Source organism: Aeromicrobium sp. 9AM (assembly GCF_902506105.1).
GTDB lineage: Bacteria > Actinomycetota > Actinomycetes > Propionibacteriales > Nocardioidaceae > Aeromicrobium.
This window is the reverse complement of sequence record NZ_LR733303.1, coordinates 1,080,176-1,100,482: the sequence shown is the minus strand read 5'-3', so window position 1 is coordinate 1,100,482 and position 20,307 is coordinate 1,080,176. Positions and strand designations below refer to the sequence as shown.

Here is a 20,307-nt window from a genome sequence, read left to right as displayed (position 1 = left end):
GTGACCCTCTGTTCGGTATGACGCGCCCTACGGATGGCGCGTGCTGCTTCCCTCCACCCTAGGCCAGCGAGGAAGACCGGGATCAGGTGGCTGTTCCGGTCGCGAAATGTCGCTCGCGCGACCATAGTTGCGGTCATGGGCAACATCACTCCGACGGTCGTGCTCATCGACGACTCCTCCGAGGTCCGGGCCCTGATGAAGACCCAGTTCCGGCTGTCCGGCCTGCTCACCGTGGTCGGTGACGGCTCCGACGGGACCGAGGCGATCGCGCTCGCCCATCAGCATCGGCCCGACCTGCTGCTCCTCGACATGTCGATGCCCACGATGGACGGCCTCGACGCCCTGCCCGGCATCCTGACGGTCTCGCCGGACACCAAAGTCGTCATCTACACCGGGTTCGACAGCAACGGCCTCGCTGCTCGGGCCCTCGAGCTCGGTGCGGCGGCGCTGCTCGAGAAGTCCGTCCCGATCCATCAGGTGGCGCCGCGACTCATCGAGATCCTGACCCGCGAGGACGCACCTCTGGCTCCGCCGGTACTGGAGGCCGTTCCACGCCCGTCAGAGGCCGCCGACGCCCGGAGTCAGGCGCAGGACGACCAGAGCGTGCTCGACGAGCACCTCGAGCGGTTCCGGGAGATCTTCGACCAGGCTGCCATCGGCATGGCGACCATCACCCTCACGGGCGGGATCGTGCGGGCCAACCGCGCTCTCGGCGAGATCGTGCTGCGCAAGCATGACGAGCTCGTCGGTGTCGACTACGCGACGGTGACGGCGGGTCGAGCCGACCTGCTCGAGGGGGCCCTGGCCGAGATCATCTCCGGTTCCTCCGACCTCGTGCACTTCGAGCACGAGGTCAGCGGCGCACCTGAGCCCCGCACGGTGCGGGCCAGCCTCGCTGCCGTACGCGACGCCGCTCGCCAGCCGTTGTACGTGTTCCTGCAGGCGCAGGACGTCACGGCGCAGCGCGCCGCGGAGGATGCCCTGCGGCTCAGCGAGGAGCGCTTCCGGCTCCTGGTCGACGCCGTCGAGGAGTACGCGATCTTCATGCTCGATCCCAGCGGTCACATCGTCAGCTGGAACGCCGGCGCGCAGCGCAGCAAGGGATATCGCGCCGACGAGATCATCGGCCAGCACTTCCGGACGTTCTATCCGCGCGAGCTGCAGGAAGCCCGGCATCCTGAGTACGAGCTCGAGCGCGCCCTCATCGACGGCCACTACTCCGAGGAGGGCTGGCGCCTCCGCAAGGACGGCAGCCGGTTCTGGGCGCACGTGCTCATCACGGCCGTGTTCGACGACGCGGGGCAGCACCTGGGGTTCGCCAAGGTCACGCGCGACATCACGGCCAACCGCGACGCGGAGGAGACCTTGCGCCAGAGCGAGGAACGGTTCCGGCTCCTGGTGGAGGCCGTCGGCGACTACGCGATCTTCATGCTCGATCCCGACGGCCGGGTCGCCAGCTGGAACACCGGCGCGCAGCGGAGCACGGGCTACTCCAGCCGCGAGATCATCGGGCAGCACTTCCGCATCTTCTACTCCGTCGAGAGCCAGACCGAGCGGCATCCGGAGAAGGAGCTGGAGATCGCCGTGCGCGAGGGCCGCTACGAGGAGGAGGGCTGGCGCTACCGCAAGGACGGCTCGCGCTACTGGGCCAACGTCGTGATCACCGCCGTGCACAACGACGTCGGCGAGCACGTCGGATTCGCCAAGGTCACCCGCGACCGCACCGAGAAGCGTCGGGCAGAGGACGAGCGCGAGCAGACGACGTTGGCGCTCGCCGCCTTGAACGAACGCCTTCAGCAGGCCGCGGCCGACCAGTCGCAGTTCCTCGCCGTCACCGCGCACGAGCTGCGTACGCCGACCGCGGTCCTGGGCGGGTCGGCCGGCACCCTGTCACGCCACTGGGAAGAGCTCGGTGAGCAGGAGCGCGCCGGCCTGCTCGAAGGCATGACGGCCAGCGCCGACCGGCTCGGACGCCTGCTCAACGACCTGCTGACCGCCTCCAAGCTCGACGCTGACGCGCTGCACCTCCGCCCGGTGCCCATCTCGATCAGGGCCTTGGTCGAGGCCGCGGCCCAGACCGCCCAGGCGGCGCGCCCCGGTCTCCCGGTCGTCGTGGAGCCCGGGGACGACGCGGAGATCCTGGCCGATCCCGGTCGCATCAGCCAGGCGATCGACAACCTCATCGGCAACGCCCTGACCCACGGCGAACCTCCGGTGAGCGTCACCGTCGCGATCTCCGGCGGGCAGGCGCAGGTCAGGGTCAGTGACGCAGGTGACGGTGTCGACGCCGCCGTGCTCCCACGCCTGTTCGAGCGGTTCGCGACCGGTGACAGCATCGGCGGCAGCGGGCTCGGGCTCTTCATCGTCCGCGAGCTCGCCCGCGCCTCAGGCGGCGACGCGCACTACGAGCCGAGCTCGGCGGAGCAGCCGTCCGGCACGTTCGTCCTGAGTCTTCCGTTGGCCTGACTCAGAGGTGCTTGGCGACCTCTGCAGCAGCGCGCTCCCCCGCACGTACGGCGCCGTCCATGTAGCCGGCCCAGTAGGTCGAGGTCTCGGTGCCTGCCCAGTGAACGCGGCCGTGCGGCTGCCGGATCGTCGACCCGTACGCCACGGTGGCCCCTGGTTGCACCGACGCCACCGGGCTGCCCATCGTCCAGCGTTCGTGGGTCCAGTCGTGCTCGACGTACTCGATCGGGTTGAGCGCCTCGGGCCCCACCGCCTTGGCGAAGGCGGCGAGCACGAGCTTGCGGCGCTCGGCCAGCGGGAGCATCGCGCACCGCTGCCACGAAGAACCGCCGATGAACGCGAGCAGCACGCCGACCTTGGCATCGGCCGGACAGTTGTCGAACATGGTCCGCACGACTCCGTCGTCGAAGGTCGCCGAGCCCGACAGCCCCTTGGCTCGCCAGAACGGTTTGGCGTACACGGCGTCGACCTTCATCAACGTGCCCATCGGCATGTGCTGCAGGAGCTGCAGGCGCCGGGGCGGCAGCAACGGCGACCAGTCGATGCCCAGGGCGAGCGGCGGCGGAACCGCGACGATGACCCGCCTGGCCTTGACCGTGCCGCGGTCGCTGACGACGGTCACGCCGGTGCTCGTCTGCTTGATCTTGCGCACCGGTGCGTTGAGCGCGACCCGCGAGCCCAGCGCCGACGCGATGCGCAGCGGAAGGAGGTCGGAGCCGCCGACGAACCGTGAGTCCTGCGCGGCGTCGGCGGTGCCGGAGGCGCGTTCGAACGTGCCGGGATGGGTCTCGTCACCGGCGGTGGCCATGTACCAGAGGAAGAACAGCATCGAGATGCCCTCGGCGTCGGTGCCGAACGCAGCCTGGAAGAACGCCTTGAGGACCTCACGCACCTGTGGGATCAACGTGTTCTGCCGGAGCCATGAGTCCACCGTCGTCGCGTCCAGGTTCGCAGCGTCGGGGGCGGACCACGGGGCGTCGACCGGCACCTTCGACGCCATGTCGTCGATGCGCAGCTGCAGGATCGCGGCGTCGGCCAGGATCAGCGGGTCGGGCGGCACCGTGCCGGTGTACTTCAGCGTGCCGAGAGTCTTGGAGACGTAGACGTTGTCGCCCGTCACGTACTCCTTGAACGTCTTGACCTTGAGCTCCTTGGCCAGCGCGAGCACGTGATTCTGCGTTGGCCCGACGAAGGCGCCGCCCGACTCGATCACCGACCCGCCCTTCAGCGTGTGGTTGAGCAGTCGCCCGCCGACCCGGTTGCGAGCCTCGAGCACCAGGACGCTGTTGCCCGCCTTGACCAGGTTGCGGGCCGCCACGAGACCGGAGAGCCCACCACCCACGACGACGGCGTCGACGCTGGCGGGCAGGCTGCCTGAGGTGGTCGCCGCCTCTGCGGTCTCACCGATGCCCCCGATGGCGAGGATCGCGCCCCCGGCGGCAGCGCCGCTCAGCAGTCCGCGTCGTGATAGTCCGTGCTCAGCCATGGGGAGCCCTCTCGTTTTGCAGAGTCAACGAGAGTTACGGCAAAAAGAGACGGTGTCGCGGGCGATCCGACCGTGACACTATGTGTGTCAGCATCGGCCGGTCGGCCCGATCGGCGAAGGAGTGCACGTGACCTCAGTGGGCATCATCGGTTCCGGATTCGGCGCGCTGGCCGTCGCCCTCGAGCTCAAGCGCGCAGGGCACACCGATCTCCGGCTGTGGGAACGGTCGGACGACCTCGGCGGGGTGTGGCGAGACAACACCTACCCCGGCGCCGGCTGCGACGTGCCGTCGCCGCTCTACTCGTTCTCGTTCGAGCCCAACCCGCACTGGACCCGCCGCTACGCGCTGCAGGAGGAGATCCACACCTACATCCGGTCGGTCGCCGACAAGCACGGCATCACGCCGCTCGTACGTTTCGGCAGTGAGGTCGTCGCCGCGACGTGGGACGAGCACTCGTCGACGTGGACCGTGAGCTTCGCGGACCCTTCGACAAGCTCAGGGACCAGGGAGGAGACCGTCGACATCCTGGTCAGCGCGGTTGGCCAGCTCTCGCGGCCACGGCTGCCCGCGATCGAGGGCGTCGACTCGTTCGCCGGCACGTCGTTCCACTCCGCGGAGTGGGACCACTCCTTCGACCCGGCCGGCAAGACCATCGCGGTCGTCGGCTCGGGCGCCAGCGCCGTGCAGTTCATCCCGCACCTGGCTCGTGACGCCGCCGAGGTCATCGTCTTCCAGCGCTCCCCCAACTACCTGATGCCGAAGCCCGACAAGCCCTACAAGGCATTCCACAAGGCCCTTTTCCACAAGGTGCCGGCCAGCCAGCGACTCGAGCGCGGCGTCATCTGGACCTTCATGGAGCAGTTCGCCCGTGGCCTTGACGACGAGTCCAGGGTCGGGCGGGTCAACAAGTCCGTCGCCATGTGGCACCTGCGCAAGCAGGTCAAGGATCCCGACCTCCGCGCCAAGCTGACGCCTGACTACCCCATCGGCTGCAAGCGGATCCTGTTCTCCAACGAGTTCTATCCGGCACTCGCACAGGACAACGTCGACGTCGTCACGTACGCGATCACCAAGGTCACCCGCAAGGGCGTCGTCGACTCGGCCGGCACCGAGCACGAGGTCGATGCCATCGTCTACGCGACCGGCTTCGACAGCCAGGACTTCCTCCAGTCGATCGACATCACCGGCACCCACGGACAGAAGCTGGCGACCCAGTGGGCCGACGGCGCACATGCGTACCTCGGCATGTACGTCCCCAACTTCCCCAACCTGTTCGTCACCTACGGCCCCAACACCAACCTCGGTGGCGGATCGATCATCTACATGCTCGAGGCGCAGGCCCGCCACATGAGGCAGGCGCTGGACCGGCTCGTGGCCGGCGACTACGAGACGATCGAGGTCACGCAGGAGGCCGAGGAGGCGTACGACCGCGACGTCGTCGCCAAGCTCGAGCACTCCGCGTGGGCGCACTGCGACAACTGGTATCGCCATCGCTCCGGCCGCATCACGTCCAACTGGCCGGGCGCGACGCTGCCGTTCGCCAAGGCCACCAAGGTGCTCGAGCCGAGCGCCTTCCGGTGGGCATGAGCGAGCTTGCGAGCGAACATCGGGATGTCGTGTCGTCGCCTTCGTATCGTGGGCTTCTGTTGAAGGTGACGACATGACTGACTACCCCGACGAGCCGTGGGACCTGCACGGTCATGCGTACGTCGGCGTGTGGCTGCTCCCCCGTGATCTCGCGCCGGCCGTCAGTGCGCCGGGGACCAGGACCGTCACGCTCCTGGGCCGGGCGATCGTGTGTGCGGCGTTCTTCGTCTACGAGGAGCCGAGCCCGCTGACGTACGACGAGATCATGGCCACCGTGCTCGTGCGCGAGGGGTGGCGGCCGCGGGTGTCGATCACGCACATCTGGGTCAACAGCGTGGCCTCCCGCGATGGGGGGCGCCGGCTCTGGGCCATTCCGAAGGACCTGGCGGACTTCGACGTCGCCCGCCACTCCTCGTACGCCGCCCAGGGCATCGGGTCGCTCGCCGTCCGTCGCTCGCGCCGGCTGCCGTGGCGGCTGCCGGTCGGCTTCCGCATCGCCCAGGACCGGGCGGGCACGTTGCTGGTCTCACTCGTGTCGGGTCGCATTCGCCTCGGCCTCGCCACGGCGAAATGGTCGCTGGCCGGAGACGGGCCGCTCGCCTTCCTCAACGGCCGCAGGCCACTCCTGACCCTCGCCTGCCGGCCGTTCAACCTGCTCTTCGGGCGGCGGGCCGCCTAGCCCACGCTGCCGTTAGGGTCGGATCATGCCTCGCCTCGCGATCCTGACCTTGACCGCTCTGATGCTGCTCGCCGGTTGCACCTCGTCGGATGGCAAGAGCGACGGCCAGAGTGGCAAGGATGGCAAGGACTCGTCGAAGCCCTCGGCCACCAAGACCACACCAGCGCCGACGGGCCCGGACTGCGCCGAGATCTGGAAGAGCGGCGCGACCCTGCCCGAGGACTACACGCAGTGCGTCGAGGACGGCGCGTACGGCACTCAGGAGGTCACCAAGTGCCAGGACGGCACCAAGCTCGTGGCCTACGCCGACGCGTACTACGCGGTCACCGGTGGCCCCATCAGCAAGCCCGACGTCGCACCGATGCAGGACACCGAGGAGTACGGCAAGGCCTACAGCTCCTGCACGGGCGAGTAGCCCTCAGTCCGTCTGCGGCCCCAGCGTCGGCTCTGCGGACGCCGGTCCCGGTTCCTTGAGCTCGATGAACATCACGTGCGTCTCCGTGCTGCCGATGTTCTCGCCCGCGTGGGTCTGCGCCGGCAGCCACGCGGCGAGACCGGGCTCGAGCGACACCTCGCGGACCTGGTCGCCGACACTCAGACGTCGGTCGAATCCGCTCATCGTCACCATGACGGTGTCGGGATGGCTGTGCGGTGTCGTCCGGTCCCCCGGTGCATCGCGGTACTCCAGCACCCGCACCCGTTCGTTCTCGAAGACGACCGTGTAGTGCGACGGGTTGGACTCGACCGGATCTGCCATCCGTCGAGTGTGGTCCCGCGCGCAATGCCGGTCAAGAAGTGTGCGAAAAGGTCCAGAATCAGTGTTTGCTGCCAGACCTTTGGGGTATACACCGGACCTCGACCGGCAGTCGAGATATCGGGCGGGCTGGAGGCCTTACGCAGACTCTCCAGCCCGCCGATCTCATTCCGGAGCCGGCGAGGAAGGGAGAGCAACGTGAGCGAGTCACCCATCGAGCCCGGCGCGGATCCCGAAGCCCGGCCGACCGAGGACCCGGAGATCACACCCTCGTCGAATCCCGACGGCGGCTCCACCGTCATACCGGAGCCGGGAGTCACCAACCCGGACGCCGACGGTGGCGACGGATCCGGGGCCGACGGATGACCGTCGACCCGAGCGACCCGATCCGGCGCCAGGACCCGGACCTCGATCCCGGCCTCGCCCCGGACCCTGAGCACGAGGTCGACGAGAACCCACCCGAAGGCGACGGTCCGGCGCAGGCTGATCGCGACTAGCGACGCGTCAGGGCAGGCGGTCGACGAGCCGCTTGGCGTCGCCGAGTCCCAGCCCGGCGCGCTGCCGGAGGACCTTGACGGCGTGTGCCGGCTTGCGCTGGTCCTTGAGCGCCATGACCTCTACGAGCGTCGAGTCGTTCGGGACCGCCTTGCCCTCGCGCACTCCAGCCGCGACAGACGTGGCGATCTCGAGCCGGGCCGGACTCACGTCTGCAGGCACGGTCACCGCCGCGGCCGATCGCGACCGACCGGGACCGAGGACCCGGAACGCGACGGCCAGAGCCACGATGACCAACGGCGGACCCAGCATCAGCGAAAGCCCGAGCTCATTCGACATACGGACAGCCTATCCGTGACCAGAGTCCGTCGAGCTCACGTCGTTCCGGCGACAAGGCCGCCCGCACAGGACTACCTTGGCTGAACCGCATCATGCGGCGGAACGTCTCCGAGAGGTCGTGCGCCATGGCAGGAAAGTTCGAGCTGTACCGGGACAAGTCCGGCGAGTACCGGTTCCGCCTCAAGGCCAGCAACGGCCAGACCATTGCGGTCTCCGAGGGCTACTCGTCCAAGTCCAGCGCGCTGAACGGCATCGAGTCCGTCAAGAACAACGCGCCGGGAGCGCCCACGGTCGAGGTCTGACGGCTTCGGACGGCACCTCGAAAGCGCCGAATTCTCGGCCGGAATGCGAAATGCCCTCGTGTTCGAGGGCGACGGTCGCAACTGGGATACGGACACAGCGAAAGGCCGAGCCAACGAGCAGGCGCCGTCACCCGCTCAGCATGACAAATCTGAGCGGGTGAGCCTAGGCCTCAGTCCTCAACGTCTCCCGCGAGCGCGTCGTCGAGAGCAGCGCGATCCCACCCGTACAGGTCCACCGCGTCGTCTGCCGAGATCTCATCCGACTTCAGAAGCGGGTGATCGAAGCAAGCGGCCCAGACTCCGAGCCTCCTCAGCACGGCGCCGAGCGTGAAGCGGTAGTCGAATCCGCCGATGCCCACGTACCAGGCCCAGGTAGGCGGAGAGATGAGGCAGAACGCCTCGTCACAGTCGCCATCGTGCGTGCAGAACAGGTCGTTCACCACGGCGGCGGTCAATCCCTTGAGGCCGCCGACGTCGCGGGTCTCGAGAACGATCTTGCCCTCGGGCATGACGAACGTGCTTGATACGTACATTTGAGTACTCCAATCCCAGCCAAATGGCTGGAGCAAGTGGCCGCGCCCCTTACGGGCGCTGACCTATCTCGCGGCGAGATAGTCGCCGATCGGTGTTCATGCGCGTCACGCTACTCCCGGTAGCGGACGGAATGCAGCGAACTACGCCACACTGTTGACCGATCACTGCCATTGTTTCCGCATGGGAATCGGGGCGAGGCGTCATTGGGAGGCCGTGGCCCTCTGGGTTGGGATTCCGGCCAGCTTGCTTGCGTTGGTCGCCTACGCATTCACGGCGACGGAATGGGGCCGAGACTTGCTAGCGAACGACAAGGTTGTCGCAGAGCCACTCAAGAAGGGCGAAGGGTGTGGAAAGACCACCCTGGACAATCCGGGCAAGGATCTCGCGGTGCGTTTGGATGCTCAGCGACCGGGAGCCCACTGCGAGTGGGCCGACGAGGTTTCACCAGTGGGTTCCAGAAAGAAGATCGAGCTCCTGATCACCTACAAGAACACCAGCGCAAAAACGCAGAGGGACGTGATTGCGACCCTCGATCTTCCTTGGCAGCTCGGCCTCGTACCTGAATCGACCGTCATTGCCAATGGAAGCAATCCGGATGGCCTGCAGTTGGATCACGACGCCATAGCCAACACCGGGATACCCATCGGTGGTTACCGTCCGGGCAGCGTTGCCTACGTCAAGGTCACAGTCGTCGCAGCCGGTTTCCAGTCGCTTGAGTGTGGATGGAGCGACGTGCATCCACGGGTGTACGTGGCGCCCAAAGGGCTCGACCCTTGGTACGCCGAGGCGACGATCCGGATGTTCAAGGATTGCTGACGAACGGCCGCCCGACAGACGAGCGCTCGGCTGCTCTTCGGGAAGAAGTGACTGCGGGGCGGTCGAGTTGATGTCGATGCCAGAGCGACACTACGTCGGCCGCGAAGAGGTGCGGCAGCAATCGCTCCATTGACACGCTCCCTTGTCTCTTCCGAGAGATCAGCATCAACCACCAGCACCTTTGTGCGGGACGGTATCGGGCGTCCTTGCCGAGACTGGACCCTCTCACGACACGCACCCTGGATGTCGCTGGAAAAGTCATCTAGTCTCCGTCTCCGATTCCTTGGTGCACGTATGTTGCACGGGACGGGGAATGCGAAAGGCCCCTGACCGCGTTTCCGCTGGTCAGAGGCCATATCTCACGGGTGGGCGATACTGGGTTCGAACCAGTGACCTCTTCGGTGTGAACGAAGCGCGCTACCACTGCGCCAATCGCCCGCGTGCGTCAGAAACCTTAACCCATGGTCGGTGCGGGTTCCGAATGAGGCTGGCTCACGGGTCGACGTCCTTGGCTGCTTCGCGCGCCCAGATCTCCTGAGCCATGCGTGTCACGGGTCCTGGGGCGGGGAGCTCGCGCTCGTCGACGCGCGAGATGCCCTGCACGTCGCGGGTCGTACCGACCAGGATCACCTCGTCCGCCGTCTGGAGCACGTCGATCGGTGCATCGCGCTCGACGACGTCGAGCTCGTCGGCGCACCACTCGAGCACCAGGGCACGAGTGACGCCCGCCAGCGGACCGGCCTCGAGCGTCGGGGTGATGAGCTGCTCGCCGATGACGTAGAAGATGTTGGACCCCGTGCCCTCACACAGCAGGCCCGCAGTGTTGGGCATGACGGCCTCTGAGGCGCCGCGTGCGATCGCGTGCTCGACCATCAGGGCGTTCTCGGCGTACGACGTCGTCTTGAGGCCGGCGAGCGCTCCCCGCTCGTTCCTGGGCCATGGGACGGTCGCGATGGCGCTGACCGACGGCGGGCGCTCGCACGGCTCCGTGATGACGACGTGCGTCAGGCCAGCACTCCCCCGCGGTGACCCCAACGGGCCGGGTCCGGACGTCACGGTCACGCGTATGCGACCGAACGGCAGGCCCTGTCCCTCGATCGTCGCGGCGATGCCCTCGCGGACCGCAGAGACGTCCGGCTTGCCGATGCCGAGGCCCTCGGCGGAGCGCACCAGACGGTCGAGGTGACGGGTCAGCGCGAACGGCTGACCACCCTCGATCTTGACCGTTTCGAACACTCCGTCACCCACGATGATCCCGTGATCGAGGGCGCTGATGGCCGGTGCTTCCGGGGATTGCAGGAGGTCGCCGTTGAGCCATGTCTTCATGCCGCCACGCTAGCCGACCCCAGTTTGGGATCACGCCCACTCATCGGCTAAAGTCTCGTGTCGCCTCAATTTGAGGCAGTGCGGACATAGCTCAGTGGTAGAGCATCACCTTGCCAAGGTGAGGGTCGCGAGTTCGAATCTCGTTGTCCGCTCGGAGAGGGTCACCATACCCATCCTGCGGTGGGTTGGCCGAGAGGCGAGGCAACGGACTGCAAATCCGTTTACACGGGTTCAAATCCCGTACCCACCTCCACCATCACAACTCCATAGGCACGGGCGATTGGCGCAGTCTGGTAGCGCGCTTCCCTGACACGGAAGAGGTCACAGGTTCAAGTCCTGTATCGCCCACCACTGAGAACCTCTGAGAAATCAGAGGTTCTTCTGGTTTCCGGACCTCTGTCGAATCCTCCGTGTCGCGCCCCAGCTGATTGCGTCCTACGGTCGGAGGATGCGCACCACCGTCACCTCCTTGTCCGAGCCTCCCGAAGGTGTCAGCCAGCAGATCGTGGCCGCCGACGAGTCCCTTCGCAAGAGCTTCTCGGGGCTGCCGGTCGAGGACATCCTGCCCGAGGTCGAGCGGTCGCTGGCCGAGATCGGTGTCGAGGTCCCTGACACCCAGGTGCGGGACTACGCCCAGCACATCTCCGATCGCGCCGACTACGAGTTCGTGCTGCCCTGAGCTCTCGGCAGCACAGAAGGCCTCCGGCATCGCCGGAGGCTTTCTTGACGTGCGCCGAGCTCAGCTGGTGGGCGGTTGCGGGGCCTCCGGACCGGTCGCCGGTGCGCCTTGCTGGACCGGGTCGACGGGGTCGCCCTGGCCGGAGTCAGGTCCGGGTGCCGGGTTGGTCGGATCGGGATTCTCACCAGGATTCGGTGCCGGAGCGGTGTCCGGATCCTCGGGCGTCGAGTTCGGATCGGCGGGTGGGACGGGTGACTCGGTCATGAGTGCCTCCTCGTGTTGTCGGTGGCCTGAGACATACCCATCAGCAGCGCCCCGAACCACGTGCTGACCTGCGCGAACATGGTCGCCACGAAGTCTTGAAAATCGGACCGAACCGTCCTAATCTCTGCTTCGAAATCTCTGTGATGTGACGATTATGGGGAGGTCATGACCGTGGCAAGGCAACGCAAGGACGGCGGGTACGAGTCGCCGCTTCCGAACGACGAGCTGGCGGCGAGGATGAGCTCGACCGCAGGTCGCAAGCTCGAGGACAGGCTCCAGTCGATGGGGTGGACGACGGACCGACATCCCGACACCGAGCTCGAGTCTGACGACGTCTGACGCGTACGCGCGTGAGCACGGCCCGGCTGGGGTATGCCTCCGACGTGGACGAATCATCGAAGGACCTCGGCACGACACGCGGCAGCTGGTGGATCGCGATGTCAGTGATCCTCGCGGCCGTCGTCGCGGTGCTCGTCGTGCTCATCCTCGTCGACCAGGACGTGCTCTCGAAGACATGGGCGTACGCCGTCATCCCGGTCGCGATCATCGCGGCGGCGCTGTCGCGAGTACTGACGATGTTCAAGGCCGCCGCCGAGAGCAAGCGTCAGTCGCCACCCAGCCCTGAGTAGGTCAGGCCTCCGTGTGGCCCAGCTCGGGTGCGGACACGAACGACACCTCACGCGCCGTCGTCGCCTGCAGCTCGAACAGGATGATCTCGTTGCCGGCCTGGTGCAGCACCGGGCCAGGGATGTAGAGCGTGCGCTGTGGCCCGCGGGACCAGTAACGGCCGAGGCAGAAGCCGTTGACCCAGGCGACACCCTTGCCCCACGTCGCGGTGTCGAGGTAGAGGTCGCCTGACCCCGGGTGGTCGAAGGACGCGTTGACGAACGCCGGGCCGGCGACGGACGAGAGCCAACCGCTGGACTCCAGGGCCTGTGCCGCGGGGGTGATGTCGCTCAGCTCCAGCGGCAGGACCGACCACGAGCGCAAAGGTCGGCCGTTGATGCCGGCCTCGCCGATCAAGCCCTTGGCCTCACCGATGCGTGGGCCGTAGTCGACCCGGCCCTGATCCTCGACGAGCAGGTCGAGCGTGCCCTTCGCGGCGGCCGGCAGGGAGATCGTGGTGTCGTGGTGGTCGCGCGCCAGCACGCCGAGGCTGTCCTCGTTGAGGAACAGCTGCGCCCGGTCGCGTACCTCGTCGACGTGGAACACCGCAGGACCGGACACGTCGATCGCGGTGCGGTAGACGGCGAAGCCCTCGTAGTGACTCAGCGAGTCCATCGTCGGGGGGTTCTCGTGCGTGGTCCACGAGCCCAGGACCTCGAGCATGTCCCACAGCGGCAGGATGCGGCGGATCGGCGCGGTGAAGGCCGGCGGCGCCGGGGCAGGTTGCGGCTTCTCGTCGCCGACCGGGGCGTACTTCGCGATCACGTCGCGCATCGCCCAGTACTTCTCAGTCGGATTGCCGGCCTCGTCGAGCGGCGCGTCATAGTCGTAGCTCGTGACGATCGGGAGATACGTCCCCTTGTCGTTCGCGCCATTGGTGAAGCCGAAGTTCGTACCGCCGTGGAACATGTAGATGTTGACCGAGGCGCCACGTTCGAGCAGCTCGTCGAGGCTGCGTGCGGTGTCCTCGACCGACGTCAGGTGATGATGGCTCCCCCAGTCGTCGAACCAGCCGTCCCAGAACTCCGAGCACATGAGCGGGCCTGTCGGCTGGTGCCGGCGCAGGGTGTCGAGGCGCTCGGGTGAGCGGGACCCGAACGATCCGGTCCGGTGCAGCTCGGGGATGCTGCCGTTCTCGAGCATGTCGTCAGTCGGCTGGTCGACCGAAGTGAGCGGCACCGTGATGCCGATCCGTCGGTTCACAGCGACGAGCTTGCGCAGGTACGTCTTGTCGGCGCCGTACGCGCCGTACTCGTTCTCGACCTGCACGAGGATGATCGGGCCGCCCTGATCGATCTGGCGCGGCACCAGGACCGGTGCGAGCTGCTCGAGGAAGGTGGTGACGGCCGACATGTAGCGCGGCTCGTCCTGCCGCACCCCGGTCGTGCTGTCGCTGAACAGCCACGCGGGCAGGCCGCCGTTGGTCCACTCGGCGCAGATGTACGGTCCGGGGCGGACGATGGCGTACATGCCTTCTGCGGCCACCGCGTCGAGGAACGCCCCGAGGTCGAGGTTGCCCGAGAGGTCGAACTCGTCCTCCCGGGGTGCGTGGGCGTTCCAGGCGACGTACGTCTCGATCGTGTTGAGACCCATCTGACGGGCCTTGCGGATCCGGTCCGCCCAGAGATCTGGGTGGACGCGGAAGTAGTGGATCGAGCCGGACAGGATCCGGAACGGTTCGCCGTGCAGCAGGAAGTCGTGCTCGCCGATCGCGAATGTCATGCCGTTTCCTTCGTGGGGTGAGAGCAGTGGCGTGGTCCGACGGGGCGGTGAGGGCCTCTGATCGAGAGGCCCCCACCACCCGCGTACGTACGGCGGTCAGTTGACGGTGAAGCCTTGCTGGTCCCCGTAGGAGACCGACTTCTTCTGCCAGTCCTGCAAGCCGTCGGCGAGCGTCGTCTTGGACACGTACGCCTTGCCGACCGTGTCGTTGAAGATGCTGTTGGCGTAGACCTGGAACGGCAGGTAGGACCAACCCTTGACGACGTCCTCGGCCGAGGCCGCGAGGACCTTGTTGATCTCCTGGCCGCCGAAGTAGTCGGACTTCTTGTTGACGAACTCCGGCGAGTTGATCTGCTTGGTCGTTGCCGGGAACGCACCTGCGTCGACCCGGGTCTGGGCACCCTTGCCTGCGGTCGCGTAGTCCGCGAAGGCGTAGGCCAGCGCCTTGTTCTTGCTGGCGGTCGGGATGGCCAGCGAGCTGCCACCGTTCTCCGACGTCGCGTTGGCGCCGGCTTCCCACTGCGGCATCGGTGCGACGCGCCACTTGCCCGCGCCGGCCTTGACACCCGACTCGAGGTTGGCGGGCATCCATGCACCGAGGGTCAGCGTGGCGATCGTGCCGTCACCAAGGCCCTTGTACCAACCGTCGCTCCACGATGCGGTCGGCGCGAGCAGCTTCTTGTCGAGCAGCTTCTGCCACGTGTCGGCGAAGCGCTTGGAGCCGGCATCGCCGAGGTTGATCGAGACCTTCTCACCGTCGACCTTGAACGGCTGGCCGCCGGCCTGCCAGATCATGCTGGTCGTGAACCCGGCGTCGCCGATGTCGTTCGCGATGTACGCCTTGGGGTTGGCGGCGTGGATCTTCTCAGCAGCGGTGACGTACTCGTCCCACGTCTTGGGGACCGCGACCTTGTACTTGTCGAAGACCTCCTTGTTGTAGAACAGCGCCATCGGGCCGGAGTCCATCGGCAGGCCGTAGATGCCGTTGTTCTGCTTGACCGACGCCCAGGGGCCGGGGGTGAACGTCGAGTCGAGGCCGGACGCTCCGAACGAGCTGATGTCGGCGACGGACTTGGCCAGGGAGAACTGCGGGAGCGCGTAGTACTCGATCTGCGCGACGTCGGGGACGCCCTTGCCGGCCTTGACCGCGTTCTGCAGCGCCGTGTACTGGTCGTTGCCGGTGCCGGCGTTGACCAGCTTGACCTTGACGTTGGGGTGCTCGGCCTCGAAGTCCTTGGCAACCGCCTTCAGCGTCGGCTCCCAGGCCCAGACCGTGATGGTCCCGCCCTTCTTGAGCGCGGCCGCGACGTCCTTGGCCCCGCCGGTGTTGCTGGACTTGCCGTCGTCGGAGGCGCCGCCGCAGGCCGACAGGGCGAGCGCCGCCACGGCTGTGACGGCGGCGGCGCGGAGCAGCCGGCGTCGTGGAGTGGTGATCATGTGTTTCCTCTCGTTGGTTCGAAACTTGTGGGGTGGTGCGCCGGCGTCATTCCTTGACGCTGCCTGCCGACAGCCCGGACTGCCAGTAGCGCTGCAGGAGCAGGAACGCCGCGATGAGCGGCACGATCGTCAGGAGCGATCCGGTGATGACGAGGTTGAAGATGACGTCTCCACCCGCGGTCAGTGCCTGCTGGCTCCAGGAGTTGAGCCCGACAGTCAGCGGGTACCAGTCGGGGTCCTTGAGCATGATCAGCGGCAGGAAGTAGTTGTTCCACGTCGCGACCATCGAGAACAGCAGCACCGTGACGATGCCGGGCGCCAGGAGCGGCAGCGACACCTGCACGAACGTGCGGAACTCGGAGGCGCCGTCCATCTTGGCTGCTTCCATCAGCTCGTTGGGGATCGCGTCGGTGGCGAACGTCCACATCAGGTAGAGCCCGAACGGGGAGATGAGGGACGGGATGATCACGGCCCACGGCGTGTCGGTGATGCCCATCTTGCTGAACATCAAGAAGGTGGGGACCGCCAGCGCCGTGCCCGGCACCGCGACGGCGCCGAGGACGACGGCGAAGATGCCCTTCTTGCCCGGGAAGTCGAACTTGGCCAAGGCATAGCCGCCCATCACGGCCAGCACCGTCGCTCCCCCGGCGCCCACCACGACGTACAGCAGCGTGTTGGCGAACCACCGCACGAAGATGCCGTCGTCGTACGTGAACGTGTCCTTGATGTTGCTGAAGAACGAGAACCCGTCGCCGAACCAGAGCCCGAACGACGACAGCAGGTCCTCCTGCGACTTGGTCGAGTTGATCAGCAGCCAGGCGAGCGGGACCAGGCTGTAGACCAGGATGATCCCGGTCAGGACCGTGAGGAGCACGCTGCGGCGTGGCTTCGCGAACGAGTGCGACGTGTGCCGGCGCTGCTGGGGGCGGAGGGTCGTGACAGCCATGTCAGAGGGCCTTTCGCATGCCGCGGAGCTGGACCGTGTAGGCGATGACCATCGTCAGCAGCCCCATGATGATCGCGATCGTGGCGGAGTAGTTGTACTGCTGGCCCGAGAACGACAGCGAGTACGCGTACATGTTGGGCGTGTACTGCGTGTTGATGGCGTTCTTGGCGACGTAGTGCAGGATGTTGGGCTCGTTGAAGAGCTGGAAGCTGCCGATGATCGAGAAGATCGTCGCGATCACCAGCGCTCCCCTGATCGCCGGGAGCTTGATGGCGCGGATGATGCGGAACTCGCTGGCGCCGTCGATCGCGGCGGCCTCGTAGAGCGACACCGGGATGACCCGGAGCGCGGCGTAGAAGATCAGCATGTTGTAGCCGACGAACTCCCAGGTGACGATGTTGCCGATCGATGCGAGCACCAGACCGGGGCCGAGCGGGTCCGGCAGCGAGATCCCGAACGTGTCGTTGATGCTGCCGACCAGGCCGAACTGGTTGCCGTACATGAAGCCCCACATCAGCGTCGCGACGACGGCCGGCACGGCGTACGGCAGGAAGATCGAGATGCGGAACAGTGCTGCACCGTAGAGGCGGCCGCCGTCGATCGCCAGCGCCGCCAGCAGGGCGAGGAACAGCATGATCGGGACCTGGACGACCAGGAACAGGCCGACCCGGCGGACCGAGTCCCAGAACACCGGATCCGTCAGCGCCTGTTGGTAGTTGTCGAAGCCCACGAAGCTGTTGCCGCCGATGAGCTTGTCCTGGTAGACGCTCAGGTAGATCGAGTACGCGATCGGCGCCAGGAAGACGAGCGCGAAGATCACCGCGAACGGAGCCAGGAATCCCCAGCCGGCCCATGACCGGCGGTAGTGACTGGATGACGACGCAGCCTTGCGAGCCGGGGCGACAACCGATCCCGTGGCAACCATCAGTGCGGTCCTTTCGTGGCCCTTGTGGCCGATTCGCTTCACAACAAGCGGGAAACCGCCTATGTTTACGTAAACATCGTTGTGACGCGCGTTACGTTACACCCCTGGAAAGGAACGTCAAGGCCTGTGAGCGAATTAGAACCCGTCTCGAATGGCGCACCCCGGCAACGGCGTGTGTCGATGGCGGACGTGGCCAAGCGGGCGGGTGTCTCGTCGCAAACGGTGTCCCGTGTGTCCAACGGACACCCCGGTGTCATACCGGCGACGCGTGAGGTCGTGCAGGCCGCGATGCGGGAGCTGGGCTACCGGCCCAACAGTGCGGCGCGGGCCCTCAAGTGGGGCAGCTTCCGCACGATCGGCGTCATCCTCTTCTCACTCGCCAACGTCGGAAACAGCAAGACGCTGGAGGGCATCGCCGCTGAGGCCACGGCCCGCGGCTACGGCATCACGTTGATCCCGGTGGCCATGCCCACCGAGGCGGCGGTCATCGGCGCCTTCGGCCGGCTCGAGGAGTTGGCGGTCGACGCGGTGATCGTCATCATGGAGATCCACCTGCTCGACGCCGCGACCGTGGGACTGCCGCCCGGCGCACCCGTCGTCGTCGTCGACTCCAACGCCGGCGACCGCTATCCCGTCGTGGACACCGACCAGTCGAGGGGCGGTCAGCTCGCGGTGGAGCACCTGTTGTCGCTCGGCCACGAGACCGTGTGGCACGTTGCCGGACCTGAGGAGTCGTTCGCGAGCGAGCGTCGCCTGGCCGCGTGGCGCGAGACGCTCACCGCGGCAGGCAAGGACGTACCCCGGGTGCTGCGGGGCGACTGGTCCGCCGAGAGCGGGTATGCCGCCGGCAAGGAGCTCTTGGCCGAGGAGTCCGTGACCGCGGTGTTCGTCGCCAACGACCAGATGGCCCTCGGGCTGATGAACGCCCTGCACGAGGGTGGCCGGCGGGTCCCCGAGGACGTGTCGGTGGTCGGGTTCGACGACCTGCCCGACTCCGCGGCATACCTGCCGCCGCTGACCACGATCCACCAGGACTTCGCCGAGGTGGGCCGGCTCTGTGTGGAGGGTGCGCTCGACCAGGTGGACAACGGCGCGAGCCAGCCCGGCGTGACGCTCGTGCCCACCCGGCTCGTCGTACGCGCGAGCACCGGCTCTCCCCCGCGTCGGGACTGAAACGACAGGTCATATCGGGGACAGTGGACCTGCTCTGGGTCTACCGTTCGCACTATGGCCATCGACGAGCCGATCCACGAGCAGGAGAGCCTGCTGCTCGACGAGCTGAGCTCGCGGCTCGACTCGCTACGGCTCTTCCGCGAGCACGACGAGGCCGAGGCCAATGCCGTGCTCGAGCACTTCGGCAGCTCGGGTGTCATCGAGGACCAGATGCTCAAGGAGCTGAGCAGCCGGCTGCCGTTGAAGCATCCGGCCCGGTTCGACGAGGCCCATCGGCGGGCGATGCGCGCCCTCGAGGTGTTCGACCGCAACGGCGCTCGGCAGCCGTCGGCCCTCAAGGTGCCGCGACTGATCAAGCCGATCGCCAACAAGGTCGTCCAGCTGCTCATCACGGCCATCGTCCGCAGCCACCAGAAGCGCCTCGTCCGAGACCTGCGCCAGCTGTATGCCCTGCGGGAGGCCAACAGCCCGGTCGGCTCGGACGACTATCAGCTGCTGGCCACCGCTCGCATCCAGGTGGACGCGATCACGAACGACCTCAACAAGTCGTCGCTTCCCCTGCCGGCCTTCCTCGTCGGTGGCGCGGCGATCTCGGGGTTGCTGTCGGTGGTCAAGAACAGCCTCACCGGCGAAGCCTGGGAGCAGTACACGTTCTCGGCGGCGTTCTTCGTCATCGGCCTGGGCATGTTCTGGTGCATCCTCCGCGCGGCCGGCATCGCTCGCAGCCGTACGCGGATCGCCCTCGACGCGTCCTTCAAGGCGTTGTGGGAGGTCATCGGCGACGCCGGCAATCCGCCGCGAGACCGGGCGAAGCTGTTCGCCACGATCGCCTCGATCCTGCTGGTGCTCGTGTGGATCATCGTGCCGACGGTCATCGCCTGGGCCGCGATCAACCCGCTCGAGAAGCTCTGAATCGCCGAGTCAGCGCGCACCGCCGTCACGCCTAGAGTTGGCGCATGCGGCGGGCTTGGTACTGGACGGCGGGCGCGAGTGCAGTCTTCGCCTGGAGTGAGTGGCTCGACCGACGGTGGTCACGAGTGCTCACTGCGGACTGCTCGGATGCACGCTCTGAGGTGATCGTCGTCCTCGGCTTCCGCAACGCGGGATCGCGGATCAACCTGATCAACCGGTGGCGGGTCCGCATCGGGCTTCGGTCCGTGGACGATCGCCGTGACACGCTCATGATCTTCAGCGGCGGATCGACTCGTGGACGACATTCCGAAGCTGAGCTGATGGGCGACTATGCCGCGCACACGCAAGGTTTCGGCGGTCGGATCATCCTCGAGTCGCAAAGCCGTTCCACCTGGGAGAATGTCGCGAACTCGCTCACGCTCATCGAGAACTTCGATCGCATCAAGATCGCCTCCCAACCTGCCCACGCGCTGAAGGCTCGCATCTACCTGCGGCGGCAGCGTCCTGACCTGGCGGCTCGAGTGGCTCGTGCGCGGGACCACCGGGTCGGCGAATGGCTCCCGCTCAAACCCCTGCTTGCAGTTCACGGGCTGTGGACCCTTCGCCGGGTGAGGCAGCAACACCTCTGATCAGGGAGGCGTCTCACTATTCGAACAGGTGTTCGACAGTGTCGAGGTTTGGCGGTATGGTGGTGGGATCGAGGGTGAAGTCTTCGCAGCAATCTCTCGACGTGACTGGATTCGACTGAGACCGGCCCGTGGTGCATCGAGCTTGGGTGTGCCGCACTGTGATCGTGGC

The 20,307-nt window shown here is 66.8% G+C and carries 24 protein-coding genes and 4 tRNA genes; 17 read left to right on the top strand and 11 right to left on the bottom strand.

The window, feature by feature from the left end; genetic code table 11:
* The first annotated feature begins 135 nt into the window (after positions 1-135).
* Entirely contained in the window at positions 136-2,466 is a 2,331-nt protein-coding gene (locus tag BOSE46_RS05570; RefSeq protein ID WP_159539052.1) for a PAS domain S-box protein, read from the top strand.
* A 1-nt stretch (position 2,467) separates the two neighbouring features.
* On the opposite strand, the gene BOSE46_RS05565 is transcribed toward BOSE46_RS05570, so the two are convergent.
* Positions 2,468-3,952: an FAD-dependent oxidoreductase gene (locus tag BOSE46_RS05565; RefSeq protein WP_159539050.1), complete on the bottom strand. Its 1,485-nt coding sequence runs from the start codon at positions 3,950-3,952 to the stop codon at positions 2,468-2,470.
* Between the two features lie 127 nt (positions 3,953-4,079).
* Here BOSE46_RS05565 and BOSE46_RS05560 point away from each other — a divergent pair, with 127 nt between their 5' ends.
* From BOSE46_RS05560 to BOSE46_RS05550, 3 genes are all read left to right on the top strand, one after another.
* The gene (locus tag BOSE46_RS05560) at positions 4,080-5,540 is read left to right on the top strand and encodes an NAD(P)/FAD-dependent oxidoreductase (RefSeq protein ID WP_159539048.1); all 1,461 of its coding nucleotides are present in this window, start codon (positions 4,080-4,082) and stop codon (positions 5,538-5,540) included.
* A gap of 73 nt (positions 5,541-5,613) precedes the next feature.
* Positions 5,614-6,219 carry an acetoacetate decarboxylase family protein gene (locus BOSE46_RS05555; RefSeq protein WP_159539046.1) on the top strand — a complete coding sequence of 202 codons (606 nt, stop codon included), beginning with the start codon at positions 5,614-5,616 and terminating at the stop codon, positions 6,217-6,219.
* Positions 6,220-6,244: 25 nt separating this feature from the next.
* Positions 6,245-6,634 (top strand): hypothetical protein, encoded by a 390-nt coding sequence (locus BOSE46_RS05550; protein WP_159539044.1) that lies wholly within the window; start codon positions 6,245-6,247, stop codon positions 6,632-6,634.
* A gap of 3 nt (positions 6,635-6,637) precedes the next feature.
* Here BOSE46_RS05550 and BOSE46_RS05545 read toward each other — a convergent pair whose 3' ends face one another.
* On the bottom strand, positions 6,638-6,976 hold the full coding sequence (locus tag BOSE46_RS05545; protein ID WP_159539042.1) for a cupin domain-containing protein: 339 nt from the start codon (positions 6,974-6,976) through the stop codon (positions 6,638-6,640).
* A 195-nt stretch (positions 6,977-7,171) separates the two neighbouring features.
* Here BOSE46_RS05545 and BOSE46_RS05540 point away from each other — a divergent pair, with 195 nt between their 5' ends.
* Together BOSE46_RS05540 and BOSE46_RS21555 are read left to right on the top strand one after the other, a co-directional pair.
* On the top strand, positions 7,172-7,339 hold the full coding sequence (locus BOSE46_RS05540; RefSeq protein ID WP_159539040.1) for a hypothetical protein: 168 nt from the start codon (positions 7,172-7,174) through the stop codon (positions 7,337-7,339).
* Positions 7,336-7,470: a hypothetical protein gene (locus BOSE46_RS21555; RefSeq protein WP_256366697.1), complete on the top strand. Its 135-nt coding sequence runs from the start codon at positions 7,336-7,338 to the stop codon at positions 7,468-7,470. The genes BOSE46_RS05540 and BOSE46_RS21555 overlap by 4 nt, the downstream gene beginning before the upstream one ends.
* Before the next feature lie 7 nt (positions 7,471-7,477).
* Here BOSE46_RS21555 and BOSE46_RS05535 read toward each other — a convergent pair whose 3' ends face one another.
* Positions 7,478-7,807 carry a hypothetical protein gene (locus BOSE46_RS05535; RefSeq protein WP_159539038.1) on the bottom strand — a complete coding sequence of 110 codons (330 nt, stop codon included), beginning with the start codon at positions 7,805-7,807 and terminating at the stop codon, positions 7,478-7,480.
* 125 nt (positions 7,808-7,932) lie between these two features.
* Between BOSE46_RS05535 and BOSE46_RS05530 the strand changes: the two genes are divergently transcribed.
* On the top strand, positions 7,933-8,109 hold the full coding sequence (locus BOSE46_RS05530; protein WP_159539036.1) for a YegP family protein: 177 nt from the start codon (positions 7,933-7,935) through the stop codon (positions 8,107-8,109).
* A 170-nt stretch (positions 8,110-8,279) separates the two neighbouring features.
* Here BOSE46_RS05530 and BOSE46_RS05525 read toward each other — a convergent pair whose 3' ends face one another.
* Positions 8,280-8,618 (bottom strand): hypothetical protein, encoded by a 339-nt coding sequence (locus BOSE46_RS05525; protein ID WP_159539034.1) that lies wholly within the window; start codon positions 8,616-8,618, stop codon positions 8,280-8,282.
* A 205-nt stretch (positions 8,619-8,823) separates the two neighbouring features.
* On the opposite strand from BOSE46_RS05525, the gene BOSE46_RS05520 reads away from it, so the two are divergent.
* Positions 8,824-9,459, top strand: a complete 636-nt coding sequence (locus BOSE46_RS05520; protein WP_159539032.1) for a hypothetical protein — start codon at positions 8,824-8,826, stop codon at positions 9,457-9,459.
* Between the two features lie 366 nt (positions 9,460-9,825).
* Here the strand turns inward: BOSE46_RS05520 and BOSE46_RS05515 are convergent.
* Positions 9,826-9,897 (bottom strand) — tRNA-Val (locus BOSE46_RS05515).
* Between the two features lie 54 nt (positions 9,898-9,951).
* Positions 9,952-10,785: an aminotransferase class IV gene (locus tag BOSE46_RS05510; protein WP_159539030.1), complete on the bottom strand. Its 834-nt coding sequence runs from the start codon at positions 10,783-10,785 to the stop codon at positions 9,952-9,954.
* An 80-nt stretch (positions 10,786-10,865) separates the two neighbouring features.
* On the opposite strand from BOSE46_RS05510, the gene BOSE46_RS05505 reads away from it, so the two are divergent.
* From BOSE46_RS05505 to BOSE46_RS05490, 4 genes are all read left to right on the top strand, one after another.
* Positions 10,866-10,937: transfer RNA gene (locus tag BOSE46_RS05505), tRNA-Gly, on the top strand.
* 27 nt (positions 10,938-10,964) lie between these two features.
* Positions 10,965-11,038, top strand: a tRNA-Cys gene (locus BOSE46_RS05500).
* A 21-nt stretch (positions 11,039-11,059) separates the two neighbouring features.
* Positions 11,060-11,136 (top strand) — tRNA-Val (locus tag BOSE46_RS05495).
* Between the two features lie 97 nt (positions 11,137-11,233).
* Positions 11,234-11,464, top strand: a complete 231-nt coding sequence (locus BOSE46_RS05490; protein WP_159539028.1) for a hypothetical protein — start codon at positions 11,234-11,236, stop codon at positions 11,462-11,464.
* Positions 11,465-11,524: 60 nt separating this feature from the next.
* On the opposite strand, the gene BOSE46_RS05485 is transcribed toward BOSE46_RS05490, so the two are convergent.
* The gene (locus tag BOSE46_RS05485) at positions 11,525-11,728 is read right to left on the bottom strand and encodes a hypothetical protein (protein ID WP_159539026.1); all 204 of its coding nucleotides are present in this window, start codon (positions 11,726-11,728) and stop codon (positions 11,525-11,527) included.
* A gap of 171 nt (positions 11,729-11,899) precedes the next feature.
* On the opposite strand from BOSE46_RS05485, the gene BOSE46_RS05480 reads away from it, so the two are divergent.
* Positions 11,900-12,067 (top strand): hypothetical protein, encoded by a 168-nt coding sequence (locus tag BOSE46_RS05480; protein WP_159539024.1) that lies wholly within the window; start codon positions 11,900-11,902, stop codon positions 12,065-12,067.
* Between the two features lie 44 nt (positions 12,068-12,111).
* On the top strand, positions 12,112-12,357 hold the full coding sequence (locus BOSE46_RS05475; protein WP_159539022.1) for a hypothetical protein: 246 nt from the start codon (positions 12,112-12,114) through the stop codon (positions 12,355-12,357).
* Position 12,358: 1 nt separating this feature from the next.
* Here the strand turns inward: BOSE46_RS05475 and BOSE46_RS05470 are convergent, their stop codons facing one another.
* The 4 genes from BOSE46_RS05470 to BOSE46_RS05455 all read right to left on the bottom strand — a co-directional run bounded on the left by BOSE46_RS05470 (position 12,359) and on the right by BOSE46_RS05455 (position 17,424).
* A complete protein-coding gene (locus BOSE46_RS05470) occupies positions 12,359-14,116 on the bottom strand; it encodes a beta-galactosidase family protein (RefSeq protein ID WP_159539020.1) in 1,758 nt (585 codons plus the stop codon).
* Between the two features lie 96 nt (positions 14,117-14,212).
* On the bottom strand, positions 14,213-15,553 hold the full coding sequence (locus tag BOSE46_RS05465; RefSeq protein WP_159539018.1) for a sugar ABC transporter substrate-binding protein: 1,341 nt from the start codon (positions 15,551-15,553) through the stop codon (positions 14,213-14,215).
* A gap of 46 nt (positions 15,554-15,599) precedes the next feature.
* Entirely contained in the window at positions 15,600-16,499 is a 900-nt protein-coding gene (locus BOSE46_RS05460; protein ID WP_159539016.1) for a carbohydrate ABC transporter permease, read from the bottom strand.
* A 1-nt stretch (position 16,500) separates the two neighbouring features.
* Positions 16,501-17,424 (bottom strand): carbohydrate ABC transporter permease, encoded by a 924-nt coding sequence (locus BOSE46_RS05455; RefSeq protein ID WP_159539014.1) that lies wholly within the window; start codon positions 17,422-17,424, stop codon positions 16,501-16,503.
* A gap of 180 nt (positions 17,425-17,604) precedes the next feature.
* On the opposite strand from BOSE46_RS05455, the gene BOSE46_RS05450 reads away from it, so the two are divergent.
* The 3 genes from BOSE46_RS05450 (at position 17,605) to BOSE46_RS05440 (ending at position 20,138) form a co-directional block, all read left to right on the top strand.
* On the top strand, positions 17,605-18,597 hold the full coding sequence (locus BOSE46_RS05450) for a LacI family DNA-binding transcriptional regulator (RefSeq protein WP_159539012.1): 993 nt from the start codon (positions 17,605-17,607) through the stop codon (positions 18,595-18,597).
* A 54-nt stretch (positions 18,598-18,651) separates the two neighbouring features.
* Positions 18,652-19,509, top strand: a complete 858-nt coding sequence (locus BOSE46_RS05445; protein ID WP_159539010.1) for a hypothetical protein — start codon at positions 18,652-18,654, stop codon at positions 19,507-19,509.
* A 161-nt stretch (positions 19,510-19,670) separates the two neighbouring features.
* Entirely contained in the window at positions 19,671-20,138 is a 468-nt protein-coding gene (locus BOSE46_RS05440) for a YdcF family protein (protein WP_201299530.1), read from the top strand.
* The last annotated feature ends 169 nt before the right edge of the window (positions 20,139-20,307 follow it).

Excerpts from the sequence above, each read along its gene's own strand:
- BOSE46_RS05570 (WP_159539052.1), top strand. The coding sequence starts at position 136 with ATGGGCAACATCACTCCGACGGTCGTGCTCATCGACGACTCCTCCGAG.
- BOSE46_RS05565 (WP_159539050.1), bottom strand. The coding sequence starts at position 3,952 with ATGGCTGAGCACGGACTATCACGACGCGGACTGCTGAGCGGCGCTGCC.
- BOSE46_RS05555 (WP_159539046.1), top strand. The coding sequence starts at position 5,614 with ATGACTGACTACCCCGACGAGCCGTGGGACCTGCACGGTCATGCGTAC.
- BOSE46_RS05550 (WP_159539044.1), top strand. The coding sequence starts at position 6,245 with ATGCCTCGCCTCGCGATCCTGACCTTGACCGCTCTGATGCTGCTCGCC.
- BOSE46_RS05545 (WP_159539042.1), bottom strand. The coding sequence starts at position 6,976 with ATGGCAGATCCGGTCGAGTCCAACCCGTCGCACTACACGGTCGTCTTC.
- BOSE46_RS21555 (WP_256366697.1), top strand. The coding sequence starts at position 7,336 with ATGACCGTCGACCCGAGCGACCCGATCCGGCGCCAGGACCCGGACCTC.
- BOSE46_RS05535 (WP_159539038.1), bottom strand. The coding sequence starts at position 7,807 with ATGTCGAATGAGCTCGGGCTTTCGCTGATGCTGGGTCCGCCGTTGGTC.
- BOSE46_RS05530 (WP_159539036.1), top strand. The coding sequence starts at position 7,933 with ATGGCAGGAAAGTTCGAGCTGTACCGGGACAAGTCCGGCGAGTACCGG.
- BOSE46_RS05525 (WP_159539034.1), bottom strand. The coding sequence starts at position 8,618 with ATGCCCGAGGGCAAGATCGTTCTCGAGACCCGCGACGTCGGCGGCCTC.
- BOSE46_RS05520 (WP_159539032.1), top strand. The coding sequence starts at position 8,824 with ATGGGAATCGGGGCGAGGCGTCATTGGGAGGCCGTGGCCCTCTGGGTT.
- BOSE46_RS05510 (WP_159539030.1), bottom strand. The coding sequence starts at position 10,785 with ATGAAGACATGGCTCAACGGCGACCTCCTGCAATCCCCGGAAGCACCG.
- BOSE46_RS05490 (WP_159539028.1), top strand. The coding sequence starts at position 11,234 with ATGCGCACCACCGTCACCTCCTTGTCCGAGCCTCCCGAAGGTGTCAGC.
- BOSE46_RS05485 (WP_159539026.1), bottom strand. The coding sequence starts at position 11,728 with ATGACCGAGTCACCCGTCCCACCCGCCGATCCGAACTCGACGCCCGAG.
- BOSE46_RS05470 (WP_159539020.1), bottom strand. The coding sequence starts at position 14,116 with ATGACATTCGCGATCGGCGAGCACGACTTCCTGCTGCACGGCGAACCG.
- BOSE46_RS05465 (WP_159539018.1), bottom strand. The coding sequence starts at position 15,553 with ATGATCACCACTCCACGACGCCGGCTGCTCCGCGCCGCCGCCGTCACA.
- BOSE46_RS05460 (WP_159539016.1), bottom strand. The coding sequence starts at position 16,499 with ATGGCTGTCACGACCCTCCGCCCCCAGCAGCGCCGGCACACGTCGCAC.
- BOSE46_RS05455 (WP_159539014.1), bottom strand. The coding sequence starts at position 17,424 with ATGGTTGCCACGGGATCGGTTGTCGCCCCGGCTCGCAAGGCTGCGTCG.
- BOSE46_RS05450 (WP_159539012.1), top strand. The coding sequence starts at position 17,605 with ATGGCGGACGTGGCCAAGCGGGCGGGTGTCTCGTCGCAAACGGTGTCC.
- BOSE46_RS05445 (WP_159539010.1), top strand. The coding sequence starts at position 18,652 with ATGGCCATCGACGAGCCGATCCACGAGCAGGAGAGCCTGCTGCTCGAC.